This window comes from Microbacterium sp. NPDC058389 (genome assembly GCF_042722305.1).
Taxonomy (GTDB): domain Bacteria; phylum Actinomycetota; class Actinomycetes; order Actinomycetales; family Microbacteriaceae; genus Microbacterium.
Map to the genome: position 1 here is coordinate 74917 of NZ_JBHXJQ010000010.1, position 24158 is coordinate 99074.

At 69.8% G+C, this 24158-nt stretch carries 25 protein-coding genes; 7 read left to right on the top strand and 18 right to left on the bottom strand.

Annotated features, from left to right (window positions below):
- Positions 1-3: 3 nt before the first annotated feature.
- Entirely contained in the window at positions 4-765 is a 762-nt protein-coding gene (locus ACFWJ8_RS14120) for an NAD(P)H-hydrate epimerase (protein WP_378812494.1), read from the bottom strand.
- Entirely contained in the window at positions 762-1811 is a 1050-nt protein-coding gene (locus ACFWJ8_RS14125) for a YihY/virulence factor BrkB family protein (protein WP_378812496.1), read from the bottom strand. The genes ACFWJ8_RS14120 and ACFWJ8_RS14125 overlap by 4 nt, the downstream gene beginning before the upstream one ends.
- 85 nt (positions 1812-1896) lie before the next feature.
- Here ACFWJ8_RS14125 and ACFWJ8_RS14130 point away from each other — a divergent pair, with 85 nt between their 5' ends.
- Positions 1897-3570, top strand: a complete 1674-nt coding sequence (locus tag ACFWJ8_RS14130) for a GspE/PulE family protein (protein WP_378812499.1) — start codon at positions 1897-1899, stop codon at positions 3568-3570.
- Positions 3571-3633: 63 nt separating this feature from the next.
- Here ACFWJ8_RS14130 and ACFWJ8_RS14135 read toward each other — a convergent pair whose 3' ends face one another.
- The 11 genes from ACFWJ8_RS14135 to ACFWJ8_RS14185 form a co-directional block, all read right to left on the bottom strand.
- On the bottom strand, positions 3634-4872 hold the full coding sequence (locus ACFWJ8_RS14135; protein WP_378812501.1) for a type II secretion system F family protein: 1239 nt from the start codon (positions 4870-4872) through the stop codon (positions 3634-3636).
- Between the two features lies 1 nt (position 4873).
- The gene (locus ACFWJ8_RS14140; RefSeq protein ID WP_378812503.1) at positions 4874-6157 is read right to left on the bottom strand and encodes a type IV pilus twitching motility protein PilT; all 1284 of its coding nucleotides are present in this window, start codon (positions 6155-6157) and stop codon (positions 4874-4876) included.
- A gap of 2 nt (positions 6158-6159) precedes the next feature.
- On the bottom strand, positions 6160-6828 hold the full coding sequence (pilO, locus tag ACFWJ8_RS14145) for a type 4a pilus biogenesis protein PilO (protein ID WP_378812504.1): 669 nt from the start codon (positions 6826-6828) through the stop codon (positions 6160-6162).
- Positions 6828-7475 (bottom strand): hypothetical protein, encoded by a 648-nt coding sequence (locus ACFWJ8_RS14150; protein ID WP_378812507.1) that lies wholly within the window; start codon positions 7473-7475, stop codon positions 6828-6830. The genes pilO and ACFWJ8_RS14150 overlap by 1 nt, the downstream gene beginning before the upstream one ends.
- Entirely contained in the window at positions 7472-8545 is a 1074-nt protein-coding gene (gene pilM / locus ACFWJ8_RS14155) for a pilus assembly protein PilM (RefSeq protein WP_378812509.1), read from the bottom strand. The genes ACFWJ8_RS14150 and pilM overlap by 4 nt, the downstream gene beginning before the upstream one ends.
- A 25-nt stretch (positions 8546-8570) precedes the next feature.
- Positions 8571-9533 carry a prepilin peptidase gene (locus ACFWJ8_RS14160; RefSeq protein WP_378812511.1) on the bottom strand — a complete coding sequence of 321 codons (963 nt, stop codon included), beginning with the start codon at positions 9531-9533 and terminating at the stop codon, positions 8571-8573.
- Positions 9534-9542: 9 nt separating this feature from the next.
- Positions 9543-11099 (bottom strand): hypothetical protein, encoded by a 1557-nt coding sequence (locus ACFWJ8_RS14165; RefSeq protein WP_378812513.1) that lies wholly within the window; start codon positions 11097-11099, stop codon positions 9543-9545.
- Complete coding sequence (locus ACFWJ8_RS14170) at positions 11090-11641, bottom strand: prepilin-type N-terminal cleavage/methylation domain-containing protein (protein WP_378812515.1); 552 nt, start codon at positions 11639-11641, stop codon at positions 11090-11092. Before ACFWJ8_RS14170 ends, ACFWJ8_RS14165 begins: the two co-directional genes overlap by 10 nt.
- Positions 11638-12030, bottom strand: coding sequence for a type II secretion system protein (locus ACFWJ8_RS14175; RefSeq protein WP_378812518.1), 393 nt, complete (start codon positions 12028-12030; stop codon positions 11638-11640). Before ACFWJ8_RS14175 ends, ACFWJ8_RS14170 begins: the two co-directional genes overlap by 4 nt.
- A gap of 86 nt (positions 12031-12116) precedes the next feature.
- Entirely contained in the window at positions 12117-12542 is a 426-nt protein-coding gene (locus ACFWJ8_RS14180; RefSeq protein WP_378812520.1) for a type II secretion system protein, read from the bottom strand.
- Positions 12543-12817: 275 nt separating this feature from the next.
- Positions 12818-13078 carry a hypothetical protein gene (locus tag ACFWJ8_RS14185; protein ID WP_378812523.1) on the bottom strand — a complete coding sequence of 87 codons (261 nt, stop codon included), beginning with the start codon at positions 13076-13078 and terminating at the stop codon, positions 12818-12820.
- A 153-nt stretch (positions 13079-13231) separates the two neighbouring features.
- Between ACFWJ8_RS14185 and ACFWJ8_RS14190 the strand changes: the two genes are divergently transcribed.
- The 3 genes from ACFWJ8_RS14190 (at position 13232) to ACFWJ8_RS14200 (ending at position 16754) form a co-directional block, all read left to right on the top strand.
- Complete coding sequence (locus ACFWJ8_RS14190) at positions 13232-13843, top strand: class I SAM-dependent methyltransferase (RefSeq protein WP_378812525.1); 612 nt, start codon at positions 13232-13234, stop codon at positions 13841-13843.
- Positions 13844-13904: 61 nt separating this feature from the next.
- Positions 13905-15392 carry a DUF222 domain-containing protein gene (locus ACFWJ8_RS14195; RefSeq protein ID WP_378812528.1) on the top strand — a complete coding sequence of 496 codons (1488 nt, stop codon included), beginning with the start codon at positions 13905-13907 and terminating at the stop codon, positions 15390-15392.
- An 87-nt stretch (positions 15393-15479) separates the two neighbouring features.
- Positions 15480-16754 carry a Fic family protein gene (locus ACFWJ8_RS14200; protein WP_378812531.1) on the top strand — a complete coding sequence of 425 codons (1275 nt, stop codon included), beginning with the start codon at positions 15480-15482 and terminating at the stop codon, positions 16752-16754.
- Positions 16755-16772: 18 nt separating this feature from the next.
- Here ACFWJ8_RS14200 and ACFWJ8_RS14205 read toward each other — a convergent pair whose 3' ends face one another.
- The 4 genes from ACFWJ8_RS14205 to ACFWJ8_RS14220 form a co-directional block, all read right to left on the bottom strand.
- Positions 16773-17405 carry a hypothetical protein gene (locus ACFWJ8_RS14205; RefSeq protein WP_378812533.1) on the bottom strand — a complete coding sequence of 211 codons (633 nt, stop codon included), beginning with the start codon at positions 17403-17405 and terminating at the stop codon, positions 16773-16775.
- A gap of 146 nt (positions 17406-17551) precedes the next feature.
- Positions 17552-17848: a DUF1905 domain-containing protein gene (locus ACFWJ8_RS14210; RefSeq protein ID WP_378812535.1), complete on the bottom strand. Its 297-nt coding sequence runs from the start codon at positions 17846-17848 to the stop codon at positions 17552-17554.
- Positions 17845-18276, bottom strand: a complete 432-nt coding sequence (locus ACFWJ8_RS14215) for an SRPBCC domain-containing protein (RefSeq protein ID WP_378812538.1) — start codon at positions 18274-18276, stop codon at positions 17845-17847. Before ACFWJ8_RS14215 ends, ACFWJ8_RS14210 begins: the two co-directional genes overlap by 4 nt.
- Positions 18277-18489: 213 nt before the next feature.
- Positions 18490-19284, bottom strand: coding sequence for a glycosyltransferase (locus ACFWJ8_RS14220; protein WP_378812540.1), 795 nt, complete (start codon positions 19282-19284; stop codon positions 18490-18492).
- A 49-nt stretch (positions 19285-19333) separates the two neighbouring features.
- Between ACFWJ8_RS14220 and ACFWJ8_RS14225 the strand changes: the two genes are divergently transcribed.
- Positions 19334-19921 (top strand): GNAT family N-acetyltransferase, encoded by a 588-nt coding sequence (locus ACFWJ8_RS14225; RefSeq protein ID WP_378812543.1) that lies wholly within the window; start codon positions 19334-19336, stop codon positions 19919-19921.
- 124 nt (positions 19922-20045) lie between these two features.
- Positions 20046-21932 (top strand): adenylyl cyclase, encoded by a 1887-nt coding sequence (locus ACFWJ8_RS14230; RefSeq protein WP_378812546.1) that lies wholly within the window; start codon positions 20046-20048, stop codon positions 21930-21932.
- A gap of 64 nt (positions 21933-21996) precedes the next feature.
- Here the strand turns inward: ACFWJ8_RS14230 and ACFWJ8_RS14235 are convergent, their stop codons facing one another.
- Complete coding sequence (locus ACFWJ8_RS14235; RefSeq protein WP_378812548.1) at positions 21997-23001, bottom strand: aldo/keto reductase; 1005 nt, start codon at positions 22999-23001, stop codon at positions 21997-21999.
- Between the two features lie 96 nt (positions 23002-23097).
- Here ACFWJ8_RS14235 and ACFWJ8_RS14240 point away from each other — a divergent pair, with 96 nt between their 5' ends.
- Positions 23098-24147 carry an LLM class flavin-dependent oxidoreductase gene (locus tag ACFWJ8_RS14240; RefSeq protein WP_378812550.1) on the top strand — a complete coding sequence of 350 codons (1050 nt, stop codon included), beginning with the start codon at positions 23098-23100 and terminating at the stop codon, positions 24145-24147.
- The last annotated feature ends 11 nt before the right edge of the window (positions 24148-24158 follow it).

A 24158-nucleotide genomic window follows, 5' to 3' on the forward strand; every position in this document is an offset into this window, starting at 1 on the left:
CCCTCAGCCGCGAGCGTCGACGACCCGGGCGACCTCCGTCTCGCCGATGGGCTCGACGTCCGCGAGGCCGGGCCCGAGGCCGATGTCGACGAGCACGAGCTCGCCGGCGAGCTCGGGGCCGCGCCCGGCGGCGAGCCCTGCCTTGACGGCACCGAACGTGACGGTGAGGGATGCCGCCAGCACGGCCGCGTCCGCGACACCGGTGTCGGGGTGCAGCCCGCTCGGCAGATCGACGGCGATGACGCGCGGCATCCCCCGCCGGGTCTGCGCGAGCGATTGCAGCGTCGTCACCGCCTCGCGCGCGAAGCCGTGCAGCGCCGGGTCACGGGTCGCGCCGATGCCCAGGACGGCGTCCAGGACGAGGGCGTACCGGGCGTCGCGCACCTCGGGCAGGTCCACGCGCCGTGCGCCCGCGGCGAAGGCGGCGGCGAAGGCGTGCTCGTGGACGCGACTGCCGACGAGCAGCACGTCGACATCGGCGATGTCGCCCACGAGGGATGCGGCGTAGAGGGCGTCGCCGCCGTTGTCGCCCGAGCCGACCAGGACGAGCACGCGCGGGCGCGGTGCGTCGGGGTCGTCCTGCAGGAAGGGCTCCAGCACGATCGAGACCGTGATCGGAGCGATGGGGGCGCCGGCGAGCTCGTCCCGCACGATGTCGGCGAGTGCTCCGGCAGCACGGCGCATGAGGGGCACCCCGGCATCGAGCAGCGGCCGTTCGGCGGCCCGCACCTGCTCGGCCGTGTACGTGGGGACGCGCCGGCTCACGACGACTCCTCGGTCACGCGCTCGCGGGTGCGACGCGCGAGACGGTCCTGCCGCTCGCGGTCGGCGTCGGCCTGTGCGAGCGCGAGCTCTGCCGTGGCGACGCGGACGGCGTCTTCGGCGCGCTGCACGCGCCGGCGGGCGAAGGTGAGCGCGCCGTACCGTTCGCGCACGGGGTCGACGCGCTCGGCGACGCCGACGATGATCCAGGTCGAGGCGATCAGCATGACCTGCGCCGACAGGTTGAACCACAGCAGTAGGGCGATGAGCCCCGCGAACGTGGCAAACAGCGGGTTCGAGGCCGCCCCGCGCACGAACAGGCCCGACAGCTGCTGCAGGACGGTGAGCCCGACCGCGCCGATGAGCGCGCCCGGCCACAGCACCCGGGCGGGCGCACGTACGCCGCTCAGCACGACGAACCCGAGTGCGATGATGCCGGCGTCGAGTCCGAAGATCGCGAGCAGGGCCAGGGTCCACGATGCCAGGTCGGCGACCCAGCCCTCGCCGCCGAACCAGTCGTTCATGGCGTCGATGAGCGCCGAGCCGTACATCGTGGCGGCCGCCGACAGCACGAACCCGCCGCCGATCGCGAGCGCCAGCAGGAGGTTGCGGACGATCACCCAGATCCAGAAGACGTCGTCGTGGATCTCGTCGGCGAGGGTGCGCAGCGCCGCGCGCAGTGACCCGATCGCGCCGATCGCGGCTCCGGCGAGGGCGATGAGCGAGGCGACGCCCGTGAGGGTGAATGCGATCGGCTGGCTGAGCGCCTCGGGCTTGATGAGGCCGTTCTCACCGATGAGCCCGGGGATCGCGGCGTTGACGGTGTCGATCATCGCCTGCCACGCGACCGGGTTGTCGTGCAGCCAGAGCCCGGCGAACGAGAACCCGAGCAGCACCGCCGCGAACACCGAGAACAGCGCCCGGTAGGTGATGCTGTCGGCCAGCATGAAACCGCGGCGCTCCAGATAGTGGAACCATACGCGCACGGGCTTGAGCACCAGCGCCCACGCCGTGACGCGGTCGACGGTGTTCGCGATCCACTGCGGCATGCGCTCACCCTACCGATCGTGCGGCGGACTCCCCCGGGGGTTGACGTGTGCGCCGTAGGATGTCCCTGGGGATTGGGGAATCACTATGCGAGGTCTTGCACAGACGCTCGTGCTCACCGGAGCCGTACGAGCCGCCGACATGTCCGCCGCGATCGCGCAGGCGGGTGGGGCCGACGGGCCCGAGCTGCAGCAGCTCCTGGTGAGCCAGAAGCTCGTGACCGAGGCGCAGGTCGCCGAGGCCATCGCCCTGCACACGGGGCACCGCTACATCGATCTGGCGAATCTGCCGCTCGACCCGGGCGTCGTGGCCCTCGTGCCCGGCAACCTGTGCCGCAAGTACGGCCTCATCCCGGTCGACCGCCGCGGCGACCGCCTGACGGTGGGCGTGCTCGACCCGACCGACATCGTGGCGCTCGACGACGTCGCGAGCATCACCGACCTGTTCGTCGAACCGGTCGTGGTGGCGCAGGACGCGCTGACGCAGATGTTCGAGCGCTTCCTGCGGTCGGACGAAGAGCTCAGCGAGCTGTCGATGACGATCGAGGAGTCGAGCGAGTCGAACCAGGCGGCGTTCACCGAGAGCCTCGAGGAGCAGGACGACACCGCGCCGATCGTGCGGTTCGTGAACCTGCTCATCGCGCAGGCGATCAACGACCGTGCGAGCGACATCCACGTCGAGCCGGGCGAGAAGCAGCTGACGGTGCGGTTCCGCATCGACGGCGTGCTGCACGAGATGCAGAAGGCCGACCGCGCGATCCAGGACGGCATCATCTCGCGCCTGAAGATCATGTCGTCGATCGACATCGCCGAGAAGCGCAAGCCGCAGGACGGCCGCCTGTCAGTCGCGCACGAGGGACGCACGGTCGACCTGCGCGTGGCGACGCTGCCGACGGTGTGGGGCGAGAAGATCGTCATGCGCATCCTCGACAACACCGGCCAGGTCATGACGATGCGCGACCTGCTGTTCTCGACCACGAACGAGCGCCGCTTCCGTGACGCCATCTCGAAGCCGCACGGCATGATCCTCGCGACGGGCCCGACGGGTTCGGGCAAGTCGACCAGCCTGTACACGGCGTTGCGGGCGATCGCGAATCCGAAGATCAACGTCATCACGGTCGAGGATCCGGTGGAGTACCGCATCCCGGGCATCAACCAGGTGCAGGTGAACAACCGCGCCGGGCTGACGTTCTCGACCGCGCTGCGGTCGATCCTGCGGTCGGACCCCGATGTCGTGCTGGTGGGCGAGATCCGCGACTTCGAGACGGCGAACATCTCGATCGAGGCGGCGCTCACCGGTCACCTGGTGCTCTCGACGCTGCACACGAACGATGCGCCGTCCGCCCTCACGCGTCTGACCGAGATCGGCTGCGAGCCGTTCCTCGTCGCGACGGCGCTCAGCGCGGTGATTGCCCAGCGTCTCGCCCGACGCCTGTGCATGCGCTGCCGCGAACCGCTGGTCGAGACGAGCGAGGTGCTGTCGTCCCTCGGCTTCCCGCACGACCCCGACGACGTGCCCCAGCTGTACAAGGCCGTGGGATGCCCCGCCTGCAGCGGCACCGGCTACCGCGGCCGCGTCGCCCTGCACGAGATCATGACGCTCTCGGACGACATCGAGTCGCTCGTCGTGACGCGGTCCACGGGTTCGGAGATCCGTCAGGCCGCGCTGCGCGAGGGCATGGTGTCGCTCCGCCACGACGGCTGGTCGAAGGTCGCGCAGGGCCTGACGACGATCGAGGAGGTGCTCCGCGTCTCGGTGTGAGACCCGGAGCACCCCTGCCGCGCCGGGGCGCGGCATCCCGAGCGGTCGCTGGATGCCGGAGAGTCAGGCCTGCTTGGCGAGCTCTCCGTAGAGGGTGAAGATCGGCAGGTACAGCGAGATGACCATGCCGCCGATGACGATGCCGAGGCCGACGATGAGGATGGGCTCGATCGTCGACGACAGCTGCGCGGTGGCGGTCTCGACCTCGTCCTCGTAGAAGTCAGCGATCGACGAGAGCATGTCGACGAGGGTGCCGGACTCCTCGCCGACCGACACCATCTGCGGCACCATCGCCGGGAAGACGTCGGCCTTCGCGAGCGGTGCGGCGAACGAGCGGCCCTGGCGGATCGATTCCTGCACGTCACGGACGGCCTGCTCGATCTTCCAGTTGTTCGAGGCCTGCCCGACGATCGCCAGCGCCTGGATGATCGGCACGCCGGCGTTGAGCATCATCGACAGGTTGCGGGCGAACCGGGCGACCGCGATCTTCGTGGTCAGCTTGCCGAAGACCGGCATCTTGAGCTTGATCGGGTCGACGAAGCGCCGGTACTGCTCGGTGTGCCGGTTGGCACGCCACCAGATGACGGCGGCGATGACGACGAGCGCGATGGCGGGCAGCACCCACCACATGTTGTTCGACAGCGTCACCAGGATCTGGGTGGGCAGCGGCAGCTCCGAGCCGAGCCCCTTGAACATGCCCTCGAAGATCGGCACCACGAACGTCACCATGACGAGCACGCCGATGATGGCGATGACGAGCACGATCGCCGGATAGGTCACGGCGGCGCGGATCTTGTTGTGCAGCTCGGCTTCGCGCTGGTAGTTGTCGGCGATGGAGCCGAGCGCGCTGCCGAGGAAGCCGCCGGCCTCGCCGACCTTCACGATCGAGAGCATGAGCGGCGGGAACGTCTGCGGATGCCGCGCGAGCGCCGCCGAGAACGACGACCCGGATTCGACGTCGGCCTGCACCTGGACGAGCGCCGGCTGCAGACGCTTGTCGTCGGTCTGCTCGATGAGGATCGCAAGGGTCCGCATGAGCGGCAGGCCGGCGTTGATGAGGCCCGCCATCTGCCGCGAGAACACCGCGAGGGTGCGCGCCGAGACGTGCTTCGTCGCCCCGGGCAGCTTGATCTCGCGGTTGAGGCCGGTGGTGGACTTGAGGGTCACCTCCAGTGGCGTGAGCCCCTGCGCCTTGAGCTTGCCGGTGACGGCCGACTCGCTGGCCGCCTCGATGGTGCCCTTGACGACGGACCCTGCGCGCGGGTCGACCGCGCGGTAGACGAACTCCTGGACGATGGCCATGTCAGACCCCCTCCGAACCCGGCCAGCCGGTGTCGTCGTCGGCCCAGTCCACGTCGCGCGCGGTCGGGTCCACGCGCCCGCCGACGGTGGGGGTGCCGAACCTCGAGCCCATGCCGATGCCGGTTCCGGCGGCGGCGTTGGGGGTGGATGCCGCGAGCTCGCCTTGACGCCATTCCCCGGCGTGATGCGCCCAGTCCTCGGCGTCGAGGTCGCGCGGCTTGATGTAGACCCCGTCGAGGCTCTTCGGGTCGACGGCGAAGTCCATCGCGACGTTGCGCGCGATGGTGCCGTCGGCGACGAGGCGGCGCAGGTCCTGGTCGAGCGTGTGCATGCCGATCTCGGATCCGGCCTGCATGGCGGAGTAGATCTGGGCGACCTGGCCCTCGCGGATCATGTTCGCCACGGCCGGGGTGTTGATGAGCACCTCGGTGGCGATCGTGCGTCCGTCGGTCTGCGCGAGCGGCAGCAGCGTCTGGCTGATGATGCCCTGCAGCGTGTCGCCCAGCTGTGTGCGGATCTGGTGCTGCTGGTCGGCGGGGAACACGTCGATGATGCGGTTGATGCTCTTGGCGGCGCCCTGCGTGTGCAGGGTCGAGAGCACGAGGTGGCCGGTCTCCGCCGCCGACAGTGCGGTCGAGATGGACTCGGGGTCGCGCAGCTCGCCGATGAGGATCACGTCGGGGTCCTGGCGCAGCACCCGGCGCAGGGCCTCGGCGAACGAGTTCGTGTCGCGTCCGACCTCGCGCTGGTGGATGAGCGCGCGCTTGGATTCGTGGTGGAACTCGATCGGGTCCTCGATCGTGATGATGTGGGCCGGCACGAGCTGGTTGACGATGTCGACCATCGCGGTGAGCGTCGTCGACTTGCCCGACCCGGTGGGGCCGGTGAGCAGCACGAGCCCGCGCGGGCGCAGGGCGAGGTCGGCGGCGATCGCCGGCGCGCCGAGCTCTTCGAGCGAGTACACCCGGTCGGGGATGTAGCGCAGGGCGATCGCGATCGACCCGAGCTGGCGGTACACGTTGGTGCGGAACCGGCCGATGCCCGGCGTGGCGTGGGCGAGGTCGACCTCGCCGCTCTCCAGGAACTCGCGGTGCTGCTGCTCGCTCATGAGGTCGAACGCGGTGCGCTCGACCCATTCGGCCGACAGGGCGTCGGGGTAGCCGGGGACGGGCACGAGGTCACCGTCGATGCGCAGCAGCGGCGGCGCCCCGGCGGTGATGTGCACGTCCGAGGCGCGGTGCCGGGCACCGCGTGCGAGGAGCGTCTCGAAATCGAGGTCTTCCATCGTCATCCCTCCGCATCCACGTAGGTGAGCGCCGAGATCTGCAGCGACACCGTGCCCTCGCCCGACTGGGTCGAGGTGGCGGTGATGCTGCTCAGCAGGCGGGGCCCGGCGCGCAGCGCGTCGAGGAACGCGGTCGCCTGAGCCATGTCGCCCGCTGTGGCGCTGATCGTGAAGTCGACCTGCTCGCGCGAGTCCGTGGCCGCCGGCGGCGCCGGGGTGGCGGCATCCGTCGTCCCCGTCGTGTCGGTGGCGGCGTCGGTCGCTGCGGGCGTGGGCTCGGGAGCCGGGGCGGCGGCGGTGCCGTCGGCGCTCTCCGCCTCCGTGCGCACGACGAACGCGACCTGCTCGCCGGCCGTGACGGCGGTGAGCTGGACCCCGGTGGACTCGGCGGCATGTCCCACGACCTCGAAGACGTCGTCGAGCTGGCCGTCGGCGGGGATCTGGGCGCGCAGCTCGTCCACGTCGGAGTTGATCTGGTCGAGGTTCTCCTGCTGCGCGGTGAGGTTGTCGACCTGGGCCTGGTAGATCGTGTTGGTGCCGGCGACGGTGGCGGTCTGCGCGTCGACGTCGACCGCCTGGAAGTACAGCGGCACCGCGACGAGGAAGACGCCGAGCGCGATGATGCCGAGCGACACGACGAGGCCGATGGCGGTGACCAGGTGCTTGGGCATCACTCATCACCTTCCTTCGCGGCGTACTCGTTCGAGTACACGGTCTGATCGAACTGCACCGTGAGCTGGTACGCGTACCGGCCGGCCGACACCTGGCTCGAGGTCACCGACTGGCCGTCGGCGAACAGCACGCCCTCGACGCCGCGCAGCGACCGGATGATCGAGACGATGTCGAGCGGGGTGGCGCTGTCGACCGAGATCGTGCCGACGAGTCCCTGCTCGAGCGTCGGGTCGTCGCCCTGGGGCGCACCGCCGACCGCGACGTCGAAGCCCGTGAGGGTCGCGTCGGGGGGAAGGATGCCGGTGACCTTGGCGATCACCGGCGACCACGCGAGGTCGCTGGCCATGGCCTCGGTGCGGAAGTCGGTGAGCTCCGACTGCGTCGACAGCGCTTCACTGACGTCGGAGAGCGCGGCGATCTCGCCGAGGAGCGTGTTGGTCTCGGTCTGCTCGGCGACGAGCCGCTGGTCGGCGACGAACTTGAGCGCGAACGCGCCGGCGATGATCAGCAGGGCGACGACGAGCGCGCCGAGCACGATCCACGCCCACAGGTTGACGAGCTTGTCGCGTTCGCGCCGTGCGACCTCGCTGCGCGGCATGAGGTTGACGCGGGGCGTCCCCGAGAACGGGGCGGGGATGGCGGTCATCGCTGCACCTCCCCGAGTGCGATCCCGACGGTGCCGACGAGGTTGAGGGCGACTTCGCCGGCGGGCGGCGGCGTCGACATCGAGATGACGTCGCCGACCGACACGACCTGCATGGGCGTGTCGATGGCGGAGGTGAGGGCGGGCATGACGCCGTCGACGACGGCTCCTCCCCCGGTGACGAACACGCGGGTGAGCGGTTCGGAGGTGGCGCGGCTGGCGAAGAACGCGAGCGTCGAGCGCAGGCGGGCGGCGAGGTCCGAGACGCCGGGCGGCGTGTTGGCGCGGATGGCGCCGCGCGTGCGGTTCTGCGCCGAGAGCCCTGCACCGTTGCCGGCCGGGCTGCCGACCGAGCCGGTCGCGGCGACGCCTGCGACGCCGCTCGTGACGGCGGCGAGCTCGAACTCGGGAGTGGATGCCTCGGCCGTGTGCCGGCGGACGGCCGCGGTGGCGACGTCGATCGGCAGCAGGCGGACGAACTGCGGCACGCCGCCCCGTGAAATGACGACCTGCGTCGTGTGGTCGCCGATGTGGACGGTGGCGACGGTCTCTTCCGGTGCGGCGAGCGGTGCGGTGGCGCGGGCGAGGCCGAACGCGGCGAGGTCGACGGCCTGTGCCTTCACCTTGACCTTCGAGAGGGTCGAGATGATGTGCTCGATGTTCTCCGACACGGCCGCGACGAGCAGGCCCGAGACCTGGTCGCCGGTCTGCGACAGCGGGAAGAAGTCGAGCACGGCCTGGCTGGCGGGCACCGGGAGCAGGTCCTGCACCTGGTAGGGCAGCGCTTCGCGCAACAGGTCAGGGCGCATGGCCTGCGTGGTGTACTCGCGCACGAGGATGCGTCTGCTGGCGACGCCGAGCACGGCATCCTTGCTCTTGAACTTGGCGCCGGTCCACAACTGGCGCAGGGCGACGGCGACGGCGCCCGCGTCGAGCACTTCAGAGTCTTTCGCGGCGTCGGCCGGCAGCGGCACTTCGCCGTAGGCGATGAGCTGGGGCCTGCGACCGAGTGAGATCTCCGCTGCGCGGACGCTCTCTTCGGTCACCTCCAGCCCGACGATCGTCTTCCCCATGATTTCCCTTCCCCAAGGTCGCCGGTCAGGTCCCGACGAAAAGATTCACGTACCACCGTCCGACGGCTTCGCCGGCGAACACTCCCGTCCAGGCGCCGAGGATCATCCACGGGCCGAACGGGATGGCGGTCTTGCGTCCGGCGCGGCGCAGCAGGATGAGCGCGACGCCGAACAGTCCGCCATACAGGAAAGCTGCGAACGCTCCGACGGCGAGTGCTCCCCAGCCGATCCAGCCGAGGTAGATCCCCACGACACCGGCGAGCTTGACGTCTCCGCCGCCCATGCCGCCCGGTCGGGCGAGGCGCAGGACGAAATAGAACGAGTACATCGCCGCCATGCCGATCGCGGCGCGCAGCAGGGAGCCCCAGTCCCCGAGCAGCCACGCCGCGATCGTGAAGAGGATGCCGGCGACGAGGTAGCTCGGCAGCACGATGCTGTTCGGCAGCCGGTGCGTGTCGAGGTCGATCAGCGTGAGCACGATCGAGACCGCCGCGAAGTACAGGAACGCGACGATGATCAGCGCGAGCGCCCATGCCTCGATCGCTGAGCCATCCAACGTCGCTGAGCCGGTTTCGGTCGCTGAGCCTGTCGAAGCGCCGATCGCTGAGCCGCCCCCGGTCGCTGGGCCGCCTCCGGTCGCTGAGCCGCCTCCGGTCGCTGAGCCTGTCGAAGCGCCCAGCACCGCCGGATACGTCAGCCCCACCCACGTGATGACCGCGAACGCGATGCCGGTGATCGCCTCGACGATCGGGTACCGCGGCGAGATCGGCGCCTTGCAGTTCCCGCACCGGCCGCGCAGAACGATCCACCCCAGCACCGGCACGTTGTGCCACGGCTTGATCGCCGCATCGCAGTGGGGGCACCGGCTCTCGCGCATCAACGACACCTTCGCCGGCACGCGGTACGCGACGACGTTGAGGAACGACCCGATGAGGAGGCCGAACACCCCGGCGATGACGACGAGGAAGATGATGAGCGAGCTGGGCATCCGCGCAGGCTACTCGGTCTGTGTCAGCAGGGTCGGCGGAAGCAGCTTCGTGATGATGTCACCCGAGCCGTCGGGGGCTTCCGCGAGGTAGCAGCCCAGGTCGATCCGAGGCTCCCAGGTCATCGGTTGGCAGGAGAAGTCGGGCTGCTCGAGCTTGGTGCTCCCGCTGTCGCCTGAGTAATACTGACCGCGGAAGTTGTCCTTCTTCGGTGCGGTCTTGATGCCGCACGGGGTGTACAGCATGAGCTTCGCCGACGGACTCACGTTCTGGTTCAAGGCATCGCCCCCCGAGCCCACGCTGGTGGGGCAGGTCACAGCCCGGTTGGCCGTGTTATCGGCGTGCACGAAGAACAGCTGGCGATCAGGCGTATCAGTCGTCAGTCCGTTGATGTTCACCGTCATCGTCGCGCCCGGAGGAACAAGGAACAGGACGTCCTTGGTGATCGTCGGGGATGCAGACAGTGTGATGACCACCGAGCCCGTGCAGGCGGAGTAGTCGATCCCCACGCGCGTGGTCCCCGCGGCGAGGGCCGCCGCAGCCTTCGCGGTCGCGTCTCCGGAGCACGACGCCGGTGTTCGCCAGTCCACGCCAGTTCCCCAGGCGCTTCGGGTATTCGGGAAATCGACCCACGTCGTCATGTCGTAAACGGCCTGAAGGCTCGGGACGAATGCGTTCGCAGGCAACGGAGCGGTCGTCACGGTGCCGCTGACGAGACCGGCCGACTTGATATCGGGCGCCAGCGGCGACTGGACATTGCCATTGACATGCATGTCTTTGACGGTCACCTTCGTGCCTGACATGGCGTTGCCGCCCACGGTGCCACCCGTCGATTCGAGCTTCACTTCGCCGTTCGCGACGATGTTCTTGTCGACGAGCGCGTTCGATCCCGATGTCGTGACGGTCCCGTTGGCGTAGACGTTGCCGGTCACATGGCACTTGGCGCTGAGGAGGATCGAGCCCTTCGGCGCCCACAAGTCGCCGTCGATCGTGGTGTCGGAGTTGCAGGTGTAGTCACCCGTGCGGATGACCAGGTCGCCCTTGTAGGAAGACTGCGTGAGCTTGAACTGGCCCGCGAAGTACGCCAAGGTCCCGCCAGGCTGACGCTCATATGTGACGGCGCGCTGATAGTCCGAGACGATCGTCGTCTTCGAGCCGTCCTTGGCCTTGCCCGTCGCTGTGATGCGGATGACGGACGACGCCGAGGCGCTGAGGCATGCGTCAGTGAGGTGATCGGCGTCAGCGCCGAACTGTGCGCTCACGCTCTCATACAAGGGTTCCGACGAAGCGTTCGCGATCGTCTTCGTGCAGGGATTCGCGATGACGGCCTGGAGCATCATGTCGCGTCCCGACTCGGCGGAGACGAACGCTTGCGTGTTGCTCTTGTTCTGCACGTTCGTCTGCATCGCGAAGATGACGGAGCCCGCGATCACGGTGGCTGCGATGACGCCGACCATCATCACGACAACTACCGCGACGAGGGCAGCGCCCGAGTCGTCGTGCCGTCCGACTCGGGGTGATGACGCGGCATCCGCGACCCGGATCGGGTGAAGATGATTCACCAGCATGGCGACATCGTCCCTTCTGCAGCGTTTCTCATGTACGCATCGCCGGTGAAGTGCACCGGTCCGGTGGAATCCGCGTGCGAGCTTTCGGACGTTGCGTCGAACGTGTAGGTCACACCGTTTGCGCCTATGGCAGCGAAATATGGAGTGGTCCCCGCTTTTCGGACCTGGTCTTGCCAGACCGGCCACGTCGCTGGCGCCGGATCGTCGCTTACGACCATTCGCACCTGACCGGAATCGAACCTGAAAGCCTGACACTGCATTGACCCGTCGGTGAGTGAGGTGTTCACCTTGAGCGTGTTTCCGGCATCCTCGATCTCGAACGCGATGGCGTTTCGCATCGCACGTTCGATCTCACTCGCGATCAGCTGCCCGCGTGTGGTCGCTTGAGTCTGGTCCGTGACGTTCGCCTGCGTGCGCCAGGTGTTGGCGAAGATGATCGCGATCGCTGATCCGAGAATGCCGAGTATGACCACGACAACGATGAGCTCGACAAGAGAGTATCCCGCGTCGCGTGACGTCGATCCCCGCAGAACGCGGGTCATGAGCTCGCCGGAACGTAGATGATGGCGTCGATCGAGGCGAGCGTGGAGCTCCCCTGAACGGCCTCGAGTGAAATCGAGACAGCCGAACCGGCGGTGCACGACCCGTGCACGACGCCTTGCGTGGAGAACGCTCGGCCCGAACCGTCCGTGAACCCAGTCTTTATAGCGACGGCATTGGCGATCACGGTGCAAGTCGGCGACTGGCGGGCATCCTCAACCAAGCTGTTGAGCTGCCGTGTCGCCGTTGCGACCGCTGATTGCTGAGTGGACAACTGAATCCCCTGCCAGAGCGCAGGCAGGATGGCGACGGCGATGAGTCCCAGCAGGAACATCGCGATGATCACCTCGACAAGGCTGAACCCCGCAGCATCGGCGCTACGATCCCTCATCCGCGCACCTCCCCAAGTGGCAGAATCCCCAACAGCAATAATGCCACGAGGGCCGGGGTTCGCACCCCGACCCCCTTCGACAACTGCTACCAGCTCTGCGCAGCCAGTCCGGCGGCAGCGCACCCGGGGCCAGCGTGAGCGACCAGGGAATCCTTCGTCGCGGATACACAGATGTTCGTCGTCGTTGCATCGGCCTCAGCCGCGGGCGCCGCCAACGCAGTGGCGATACCGTTCGTTCCCGCGGAGACGGCGGCAGCGCTTACGCCCACGCCCGAGTCCGGGTCAGCCGCAGCTGCAGCCGCAGCAGTCGCTCCGTTTGCGGCTGCGGCAAGGACGGCGTTCTGCTCCGCGGTCTGCTGAATGTTCACAAAGATCGGCACTGCGATCGCGACAAGGATGCCGAGGATCACGACGACGATGATGAGTTCGATGAGCGAGAAGCCGCCATCGCGACCCTCTTCCTCTCGGCGTGCTTTCTCGGCCTCGAGGTAGTTCTTGATAGTTGCACGCATGGCGTGTCTCTCCCCAGTGTGAGTTGAAAGGTCAGCTCTAACCGACCGGCACCCCAAGTACCGGTCCTCAACCACTTCAGTTATAGATCCCAGACTCCGTTAGAGCTGGGTTCGAGACACACGCCTGAGCGTGAATCCCCTCCCACGCAAGAGAGTCGCAAATCGCCGCCGCAGAAGTCAATGCAGGCGGATGCAACGTTCCCTCAAGACTTGCTCAAGACGACCGCAGCGCAGGGCGGTCGTCGGACAGGCTCTGGGCGCCGGCATCCACTCGATCACTTCGTCGGAGTCGGGCGGATGATGGGTCCCACGACGACCGGCGTCGGGTCGGGGTCGTGGCGCAGCAGCCCTGTCTTGCGCAGTTCTGCCTTGCGCCACGCGGTGCGGAGGCTCGAGCGGCGCGCGATCACGGCGATCCCGCCGAGGTATACCGCCAGCCCGCCGATGCAGCAGCCGAGCGCCCACCAGATGTTGAAGTCGATGAGGGCGTTCAGCATCTGACCGCCGACCATGACGAGCAGCCCCAGCGCGACCATCGTGATGCCTTACCGTCGGCGCTGGCGCGCCGGTAGTGCCGGAGCACCAGCAGCGGAGGCGCGTCACAAGAGCCCGGGCCGATCGGCGATGCCGAGGTTCGGGCACCGCTAGGGTGGCTGACAATCGCGTCTCTCCCGATCGCAAGGCGGACCATGGCGGACCTGTCGAATGACCAACCCCACACCGCGGGCGCGGAGTACGCGGAGCGGCTGAGGCGGCTGCAGGGTGCCCGCTGGAAGCAGGTGCTCGACGTGCAGGCGCCGTACCGGCACAACCTGCAGCGCATGACGCTCGGCCGCACGATCGACGTCGGGTGCGGCATCGGCCGCAACCTCGCGTACCTCTCGCCCGACTCCCTCGGGGTCGACCACAACGCCACCTCGGTCGGCTTCGCTCGCGAGCGCGGCCTCAATGCGATCACCGTCGACGAATACGCCGCAGATCCCGACCGCTACGCCGGCGGCTTCGACGCGCTGCTCGCAGCCCACCTCATCGAGCACATGCCGTACGACGTCGCTCTGAGCATCCTCCGGAGCTACCTGCCGGCGCTGCGCCCTCATGCGCGCCTCGTCTTCATCTGCCCGCAGGAGCGCGGATACCGCAGCGATGCCACGCACGTGGCGTTCGCGGACTTCGCCGTGCTGCGACGGCTGGCCCGCGAGCTCGGAGCCACCCCCGAGCTGCAGTATTCGTTTCCCTTCCCCCGGTCGGCCGGGCGCCTGTTCATTTACAACGAGTTCGTGGTCGTCTCGCGGATGCCTTAGCAGCGATCTCTGGAATCGAACATATCTTCCAATGTCAGAGGGGCTTTGGTAGGCTCGACATGTGAGCATTTCATCGAACCCCGAGAGCGATCTCGAGTGGCGCGCTGAACACTCCGAGGACTGGCGCTTCACTCCCGATCCGCGGGATTCCGACCCGGTTCACCCCGACGACGCCCTGTTCGCGCTGGAGTCCAGCGGTGAGGCGCATGTCGTGGCCGCCGTCGCGCTCGAAGGCCTCAGCATCCGGGCGCGCGTGCTGGTCGCCGATCAGTACGCGGCGATCGCGACGATCCTGCGGGATGCCGCGGCCTGCCCTGATCCGTGGGTCGGGCCCGATCCCACCCTCGACCCCGCGTGGCGCGATCCGCAGGACCGCACGCCGGCGCAGGTCCGCGCCGAGCGCCGCGACATCGCGGGGCGTGCGGCGGCGCTCGACCTGTCGGTACGACTCGGGTTGTCGGAGTCGATGATCCGCGGACGCGCACACGACGCCGACACGCTGCAGGAACGGTGCCCGAAGGTGTGGGCGGCGTTCCGCGCCGGGGGCGTGTCCGAGCAGAACGCCGGCACCGCGGCCCAGCACGCGGCGACGCTTCCCGCCGACGACCGCGGCAGCTGGGCGGCCTTCGACGACGCCGTCGAGCAGGCCGCCCGCAGCCTCACGCCCGGGCGGTTCCGCCTGCGCGCGCGGATCGTCCGCGAACGCGTGCACCCCGAACACATCGACGAGCGCCATCAGCGCGCCACGGCCGACCGCACCGTGTGGATCACGGGCGAGCCCGACGGCATGGCCACGCTCAGCATCTTCGGCCCTGCTGCCGGCCTCCACCGCTCCTATCGCCGCATCGACGACCAGGCCCGGCACCTGCGCGCCCAGCCCGACGAGACACGAACCCTCGCCCAGCTGCGCACCGACGTCGCCGCCGACCTGCTGCTCGACGGCGATGTCGAGGTCTCCGGCATGCCCGTCCGGAACATGGATGCCGCCACCTCGGCACCCATCGACCCGTCGGGCTCCGCGACCGGCGTCGCACCCGCGCACGACTCCCCCGCCGCACCTGCAGCTCGCCGCCGCGACCGGGTGTCCATCGCCATCACGGTTCCCGTCATGACGCTGCTCGGCCAGGGCGACGAACCGGCCGTGCTGCACGGCTACGGCCCCATCGACACCGAGACGGCGCGGCGGCTGGCGGGCGAGGCATCCAGCTGGGTCCGGATCCTCACTCACCCGGTCACCGGCACCGTGCTCGACGTCGACCGCACCACGTACCGCGTGCCGAACGCGCTGCGACGATGGCTGGGGGTGCGGGATCCGGTGTGCATCGCGCCCGGGTGCCTGCGCCTCGCGCGCGACTGCGACATCGACCATCGACGGGACTGGCAATACGGCGGCATCACCGCCGACACGAACCTCGCACCGCTGTGCGAGAGTCACCACGTCGTCAAAACGAAGAGCAGGATGACGCTGTACCGCGACGAGACCACCGGCGCACGCTGGTGGGTGACGCCGACCCACCTCGCCGTGCCGGTCGATCCGCCTCCGTTCTGAGCCGTCGCCGCTTGCCCGCCGAGATTAACGTTAGTACCCTTAAAGTTAATTTGAACCGATGCCGACGAACGTTAGGAGGTCCGCGCCATGCCTGCCCTCGTCGAACGCCTGTGGGACGCCCGTGATGCCGCGCACCTCGGTCGCCGCGATCGCGCGGCCGGACGCTACCTGGCGTTCGTTCCCGACGAGCTCGGGCGGTCCGTGCCGCCGATCGGCCCGGACGCTCAGGCGGCCGCAGAGGACGCCCTCGCCGTGCTCGCCCGCGCCGACGAGCGCATCGGCGCGCACGGCGCGTATCTCAACCACCTGCTGATCCGCTCCGAGAGCATCTCCTCCTCGTGGATCGAGGGCAACCGCATCACGCCGAAGCGGCTCGCGATCGCCGAGACGCTCGACACCGGCACGCGGGTCGCCCTCGATGTCATCGGCAACGTCCGTGCCACCGAGGCGGCCATCGCCGCCCTCGCCGATCGCTCCCGCCCCGTCACGACCGACGACATCGTCGCCCTGCAGCACGTGATCGAGCCGACCCTGCCACCGGGCCTGCGCACCGAGCAGAACTGGGTCGGCGGCCCCGGATGGAGCCCGCTGCGTGCCGAGTTCGTGCCGCCGCCCGAGACGGAGGTGCGCCGCCTCGTCGACGACCTCGCGTCGTTCGTCACCGATACGACGGGCAACCCCGTCGTGCGCGCGGCCATCGCGCACGCCCAGTTCGAGACCATCCACCCGTTCATCGACGGCAACGGCCGCACCGGCCGGGCGCTCATCCACACGGTCCTGCACCGCGCCGACGCGCTGCGCGGCATCCTCATCCCCATCAGCACCGTCTTCGCCGGCGACACCGACGCGTACATCTCGGGGCTCACCGCGTTCCGGGCCGACCCGCCGCGGCTCGATGACTGGATCATCGGCTTCGCACAGGCCACGGAACGCGCCGCCGCGAACGCCGTGCAGCTCGCCGCCGACGTCGCCCGGCTCGACGAGCAGACGCTCGCCGAGCTCATCGCCTACCGCGAGAGTCGCGGCCTCTCCCCCGCCACGCCCCGCCGCGACGCGGTCGTGCTGCGCATCCTCGCCTCCCTCGCCGCCGACCCCGTGCCGACGATCGAGTCGGTCGCACTCACGCACGGCGTCTCGACGGTCGCCGCCCACCGGGCGCTGACCGAGCTGGCGGATGCCGGCATCCTCGGGCGCACCAAAGACCAGCGCGGCCGCCTCATCTGCTGGACGGCCGACCGCCACCTGGCGCTCGTCGCGCTCACCGAGCGCAGCAACCGCATCGGAGGGGGCAACACCGACCACCGCCGCCCCGCCGGCGGACCGGCGATCCCCGACGCCGCGCACGTCGGCCGCCTGCGCTGACGCGGGCGCGCCGCCCGGTCAGCTCACGATCGCGAGCGCCTGCGTCACCGTCATCACACCGAGCCACGCCACGAGCAGCAGCGCCAGCACGAGCGCGACGATCGAGGCCGTCTTCTTCGTCGGCCGCTGCACCGCGACCACCAGCCCGCCGATCGCCAGGAAGAAAGCCGCCACCGCCAGCGTGAGGCTCACTAGAGCCACGACCCCGGCGACGGTGGGCGCCGCCTGCGCCCACCACAGCACGACCGACGCGCCGCCCAGCGCGGCCAACGGGATCAGCACCAGGGCGATCCGCGCCGGCACGTTCCGCCCCGTCGGCTCGGGCAACGGCGGCGCCAACTCCCCCACATACGCACTCGACACCGGGCGGTACACGATCGGCTCCGGCGGACGGTCGACCGGCCCCGGCGCCCGACGCGGCGCGATCTGGTCGGGCATCGGCGTCACCGGGATGCCCTGCGTCTCGAGCGCTGCCGCAGCAGCCCTGGCAGCCTCGGCCGCGCGAGCAGCCTCGGCCTCCCGCGCAGCCTCCGCCGCCACCGCGGCCTCCACCGCCTCCGCCTTCGCGGCTTCGGCGGCTGCCGTCAGCGCCGTCTCCGTCGCAGCGGCCGTCTCCCGCTCACGCGCGGCACGCAGCTCGGCACGGCTCACGGGCGCACCAGGTGCCGGGCCAGGCTCCCGGGCATTCCCCTCGTCCGCCTCCCCGGGGCGGTCGCTCGAATCAGACATCATGCTCCCCAGCAGAATGACGGTCGATCGAGCGCAAACTTACCGGAACCGGCCCCGCTGCCGGGAGGCTACCCGTCGAGCACTTCGAGGCGCACCGACACCGGTCCGCCGTCGACCAGGCGTTCGGCGGTGCGCACGGCCTTCTTCAGCGGCAGCACGTACTCGCCCGACGCGCTCGGGAAGATCGAGGTGCGCCATTCGCTCGCGCCGACGCGAGCCTGGACGCGTACCGATCCGAAACCGCGGTAGGGCCGCGGAATCTCGCGGATCTCGGCGCTCAGTTCGACCGGTACGGCCGTGAAGAACCACGCCGCATCGTCACGGGCATCCCACCGGAACACGTCGCCGTCGAACTCGATGATCACTGCAGCCGCTCTCCCGGTGCTCCGCCGTGCCGGTCGACCAGACGCTGCAGGCAGTCCGCCCAGCCCTCGATGTGCCGCTCGCGCTCGTCGGCCGTCGCGAACCCGGCATGCCGCACGATCACGCGGGTGGTCGCGTCGGCGGCGGGTTCGAGCGCGATGCCGACGTCGGTGACGGCATCCTCCCCCGCCCAGCGCCACTCGAGCCGCAGCGCTCGGGGTGCGTCGACCGCAACCACCGTCGCCTCGACGGCGAGATCGGCGGGCTCGGAGCGCACCTCCCACCGGCCCAGCTCGCGCAGGTCGACGAGCGCCGTCATCTGCATCCGCGGCGGCCAGAACCACTCGGCGAGGGGGCCGGAGCGGGTCAGGTCACGCCAGACGTCGTCGATGGATGCCGCCACCAGCGCCTCTTCGGTCAGCTCATGCATGAGGCCACCGTACGCCGTGCCCCCGACACGTGGGCGAGGAGTCCCGGTCGTTGAGCGGAGCGAGGAACGAGCGAAGACGAAACGCCCCGCACCTTGCGCAAGGTCAGCCCACCCCGGTCGTTGAGCGGAGCGAGGAACGAGCGAAGACGAAACGCCCCGCACCTTGCGCAAGGTCAGGCGCGTTGCGACTTCGGGCGCTGGAGCGCCCTCCGCTCAACGACCGGGAGAGAGCTCGGGCTCCCATTCCCCGCCGGGATCCGGCTCATCCCGAAGTCGCCCTTCGAGCTCGGCGCGGCGCCACGCGGCGCCCTCGGGCCAGCTCGCGGCGAACGTCGAGGCGACCTTGAACACGCGCCGCGACAGCCCGCCGAGCGTCTGCACCGGACGAGCCGACACCGGCATGCGCAGCTGAGGGTCGTACCGCACGCCGTCGGACGAGCGCAGGCGGATCGTGAGGTCGAGGTCATCGTGGATGCGCGCGTTGCCGCGATCGACCTGGTCGCGCACCCGCTCCCACACGCGGGCGCGCATGGCGAAGTTCGACCCGAAGACGAGCGGGATGCCGAGCCACTTGCGGATCCAGTAGTGCCCGCCGCCGATGTACCACCGCTCGCCGAGGTAGTTCTGCAGCGGAGATCCGCCGTAGAACTCGGCCCCGCCGGTCAGCACGCCGAGCGACGGGTCCGACACGAACGCCCTCACCAGCCGCCCCACCCAGTCCGGATGCGGGCGCGAGTCGGCATCCAGGCGCGCGATGATGTCGGCGCCCTCCAGCGCCTCGTCGTAGCCGCGCGCCGCGGCCGGCCAGATGCCGATCTCGGGCTCGCTCACCACGACGGCGCCGAACCGCCGGGCGACGTCGGCCGAGGCGTCCGTACTGGCGTTGTCGACGACCACGACCCGGTCCGCAGGGTGCGTCTGCGCCGCCAGAGCGGTCAGGCAGGCCTCCAGATACACCGCATCGTTGCGGCACGGAATGACCACGGCGACGCGAGGAGCGAGGGGCACAGGCACACCCTACTCCCGCGGTGTCGCGGGTCGGCGCTACCCTGCCGACATGGACGGGCTTCGCTTCGTCGCCGCCAACGAAACGCCGTGGGACGACCTGCAGGCGATCCTGACGGGCGCCGCGAAGCGCTGCCAGTGCCAGCGCCAGCGGCTCGGCGACCACGACTGGTGGTATATGCCCGAGACGGAACGCGCCGCGATCCTGCGGGCCGAGACCCACTGCGGCGACCCCCGCGCGACCGAGACGATCGGCATCGTCGCGTACCAGGACGACGAGCCGGTCGCGTGGTGCGCCGTCGATCGTCGTGGCGTCTACGGGCGCCTTCGCGGCTCGCCCGTGCCCTGGCAGGGGCGCGATGAGGACCCCGACGATCCTGCCGTATGGGCGATCGCGTGCCTCGTCGTCCGCAAGGGCCACCGCGGGCAGGGCCTCACCTACCCGCTCGTCGCCGCGGCGACGGAATTCGCGCGGGACCGCGGCGCGACGGCGGTCGAGGGGTATCCGATGCTCACGGCAGGCCGCAAGGTGATCTGGGACGAGCTCAGCGTCGGGCCTGTCGGGCCGTTCGTCGCGGCCGGGTTCCGCGAGGTGACCCATCCGACGACGCGTCGTCTCGTGATGCGCCTCGACTTCTGAGGCCCGCGACCAGGGCGGCAACCGCTCTCCTCGAAATGAGGGTTGAGACCGCTCTCATGGTTGGTTACAGTCCGGTAAGTAAGCGGCACCGAGGCCGCGCCCACCTCGACGGAGAGGACTTCCCATGCCCACCCCCGTTAACCGCCGAGTCGTACGATTCGGCGCCGTGGCGACAGGAGCCGCGCTCATCGCGAGCGCCCTGCTCGCCACCCCGGCCGTCGCGGCGCCGCCGCGCGCGGTCGACCCGTTCCACCCCGACTTCGGGCCGAACGTCACGATCTACAGCCCCGCCACGCCGGTCGCGCAGATCCGGTCCGAGCTCGACGCGCTGAACGCCCAGCAGGTCGACGCCGAGATGAGCACCACCCGCAAGGCGGTCTACTTCCTCCCCGGCCAGTACGGGTCGGCCGCCGACCCGCTGCAGGTGAAGGTCGGCTACTACACCGAGATCGCGGGCCTCGGCGCGTCGCCCGACGACGTCACCCTCACCGGCGGGCTCGAGGTCTACAACCGCTGCCTCGCCGACGGCGGCACGAGCAACTGCCTCGCGCTCGTGAACTTCTGGCGCACGATCTCGAACCTGCACGTCGCGGTCGCCAAGGCCGGGCAGGACGGCTGCCGTGCGAGCGCGAACTTCTGGGCCGTGTCGCAGGCCGTCTCGATGCGCCGCCTCGACATCACGGGCGCCAACGTGTCGCTGATGGACTACTGCACCGCCGGCCCGCAGTACGCGAGCGGCGGATTCATCGCCGACTCCAAGCTGCCGTTCGTCGTCAGCGGCTCGCAGCAGCAGTGGCTGACCCGCAACACAGAGGTCGCCGGCTGGTCCAACGGCGTGTGGAACCAGGTGTTCTCGGGCGTCGTCGGCGCACCGGATGACGCCGGCTTCCCGAACCCGCCGTACACGACGATCGACAAGACGCCGATCAGCCGCGAGAAGCCGTACCTGTACGTCGACGCCGACGGCCGCTACAACGTCCGCGTCCCGGCAGCGCAGCGCAACACCAGCGGCGTCAGCTGGGCGAACGGGCAGACCGCGGGGCGCAGCATCCCGATCACCGACTTCTACATCGCCAAGCCCGGCGACTCGGTGCAGGAGATCAACAACGCCCTCTCGCGCGGGCAGAACCTGATCCTCACGCCCGGCGTCTACGACATCGCGAAGACCATCCAGGTCAAGCACCCCGGCACGGTCGTGCTGGGCCTCGGCCACGCGACCCTCACCGCCGTCGGCGGCGCCGTGCCGCTGGAGGTCAAGGACGCCTCGGGCGTCGTCGTCGCGGGCATCTCGATCGACGCCGGCTCGACCCTGTCGCCCGCGCTGCTGCGCGTCGGCAACCCGCACGGTGGCAAGAAGCTCGACGCGAACGACCCGATCACTCTCAGCGACGTGTACTTCCGCGTCGGCGGGCCGCACATCGGCAAGGTGACGACCGCGCTCGAGGTCAACGCGGACGACGTGCTCATCGACCACATCTGGGTGTGGCGCGGCGACCACGGCGTCGAGGGCTTCGACCCGAACGACGGCGTGAACGGCGACAACCAGCGCTGGGCGACCAACACCGGCACCAACGGCGTCATCGTGAATGGCGACAACGTGACCGCGACCGGCCTGTTCGTCGAGCACTTCCAGCAGTACAACACGCTGTGGAACGGCGAGAACGGCCGCGTCATCCTGTACCAGAACGAGCTGCCCTACGACCCGCCCACGCAGGCCGACTGGACGCAGCCCAACGGCACGCTCGGCTACCCCGGCTACAAGGTCGGCGACAAGGTGAAGACCCACCGCCTCGACGGCGCCGGCGTGTACGTGTTCAACCAGAACAACCCGTCGATCATCACCGCCAACGGCTTCGAAGCACCGCAGACGCCAGGGGTGCAGCTGCACCACATCATGACGGTCAACCTGTCGGCCGGCACGGTCCAGCACGTCGTCAACGGCGTGGGCGGCCAGGCAGACAACACCAACACGGGCACCCCGCAGTACGTGGTGAACTACCCGGCCCCGTAACCCGCGAGATGTGGATGCCTCGACCCGGCGCGAGCCGCCGGGTCGAGGCATCCCTCATGAGAGGTCACCAGAGCGGGTGGATCGCCGCGCGCAGATCGCGGTCGTACACCTCGCGCACGACGCGGTCGAACGCGGCGACGTCGAAGTCGGACCCGCCTTCGCCTGCCAGCAGCCCCGCGGCAGCCGCGTTGGACTCGGCCTGGCGCACGTTCCGCGCCCCGGGGATGACACTCGTGACGCCCTGCTGCGACGCGATCCACGCGAGCGTGGCCGCCGGCAGCGAGACCCCCTCCGGCAGCGCCGCCGCGAGCTCTGCAGCGGCGGCGAGGCCGACCTCGAAGTCGACGCCCGAGAACGTCTCGCCGCGGTCGAACGCCTCGCCGTGGCGGTTGTAGGTGCGGTGGTCGTTGGCGGCGAACGTCGTCTGCGCCGTGTACCTGCCCGACAGCAGGCCCGACGCGAGCGGCACGCGCGCGAAGATCGCGACACCCGCAGCGGCGGCCGCCGGCAGCACCTCGTCGAGCGGCTTCAGCCGGAACGGGTTGAAGATGATCTGCACGTTCGTCACGTGCGGCCGGGCGATCGCGGCGAGCGCCTGCGCACACGTCTCGACCGACACGCCGTAGGCGGCGACAGCCCCGTCGGCGACGAGCGCGTCCAGCGCGTCGTACGTCGCCTCGGACTCGATCACCGCGGTCGGCGGGCAGTGCAGCTGCACGAGGTCGAGCGTGTCGACGCCGAGGTTGGTGCGCGACCGGTCGGTCCACGCACGGAAGTTCTCGGGTGTGTAGTTCTCGGGCTCCTGCGCGAGGCGTCGCCCCATCTTGGTCGCGACCGTCACCCCGTGCCCCGGCCGCGCCGCCAGGAACCGCCCGATGAGCGACTCGCTGCGCCCGTCGCCGTAGACGTCGGCGGTGTCGAACAGCGTCACGCCGCGATCGAGGGATGCCGCGAGCACCGCCTCCGCGTCCTCTTCGGTGACGGCACCCCAGTCCGCGCCGAGCTGCCAGGTTCCGAGTCCGATCGCCGACACCGTGCGTCCGGTGCGGCCGAGTGCGCGCTGCTGCATAGCCCCAGCATCCCACGCCGGCGTGACGGCATCCGGTCTTCTGGAGAGCACTGCATTCAGGGGAATGGATGCCGTCACGCCGCGGTTGACCACGACATGAGCGACATCGAGTTCGGACTGGACACCTTCGGCGACGTCCCCGAGGGCGACGACGGCGAGCTGCTGAGCTACGGCGCGGCGATCCGCCAGGTCGTCGACGAGGCCGTGCTGGCCGACGAGCTGGGCGTGGACGTGTTCCTCGTCGGGGAGCACCACCGCCCCGAGTACGCCATCTCGGCCCCCGAGACGGTGCTCGCCGGCATCGCCACGAAGACCGAGCGCATCCGCCTCGGCTCGGGCGTCACGGTGCTGAGCTCGGACGACCCGGTGCGCGTGTTCCAGCGCTTCTCGACCGTCGACGCGCTGTCGAACGGGCGTGCCGAGGTGATCCTCGGGCGCGGCTCGTTCACCGAGTCGTTCCCCCTCTTCGGCTACGACCTCGCCGACTACGACGTGCTGTTCGAGGAGAAGATCGAGCTCTTCTCCGAACTCCTCACCGAGAAGCCGGTCACGTGGCAGGGCACGACGCGCGCCGCGCTGGTCGACGCGGACGTCTTCCCCAAGACCGAGTCCGGGCACCTCCGCACGTGGGTGGGCGTCGGCGGCTCGCCGCAGTCCGTCGTCCGCACCGCGAAGTACGGGTTCCCCCTCATGCTCGCGATCATCGGCGGCGACCCGCGCCGGTTCTCGCCCTACGTCGACCTGTACCGTCGCGCGTCCGAGCAGTTCGGGACGGCCCCGCACCCCGTCGGCATGCACTCCCCCGGCTTCATCGCCGATACCGACGAAGCGGCGCGTGAGATCGTCTGGCCGCGCTACAAGGTGATGCACGACCGCATCGGCGCGCAGCGCGGCTGGCCGCCCCTCAGCCGTGGCCACTTCGAGCAGGAGGTGCGCACCGGCTCGATGTACGTCGGCTCGCCCGAGACCGTCGCCCGCAAGATCGCGAAGGCCGTGAGCGCCCTCGACGTCGGCCGCTTCGACCTCATCTACACGTCGGGCTCCACTCCGGCGAGCGCGCGCCTGCGCTCGGTCGAGCTGTACGGCTCGAAGGTCGTGCCGATGGTGCGCGAGCTGCTGGCCGAGCAGGCGGCGATCCCCGCGTGACCGATACGCTG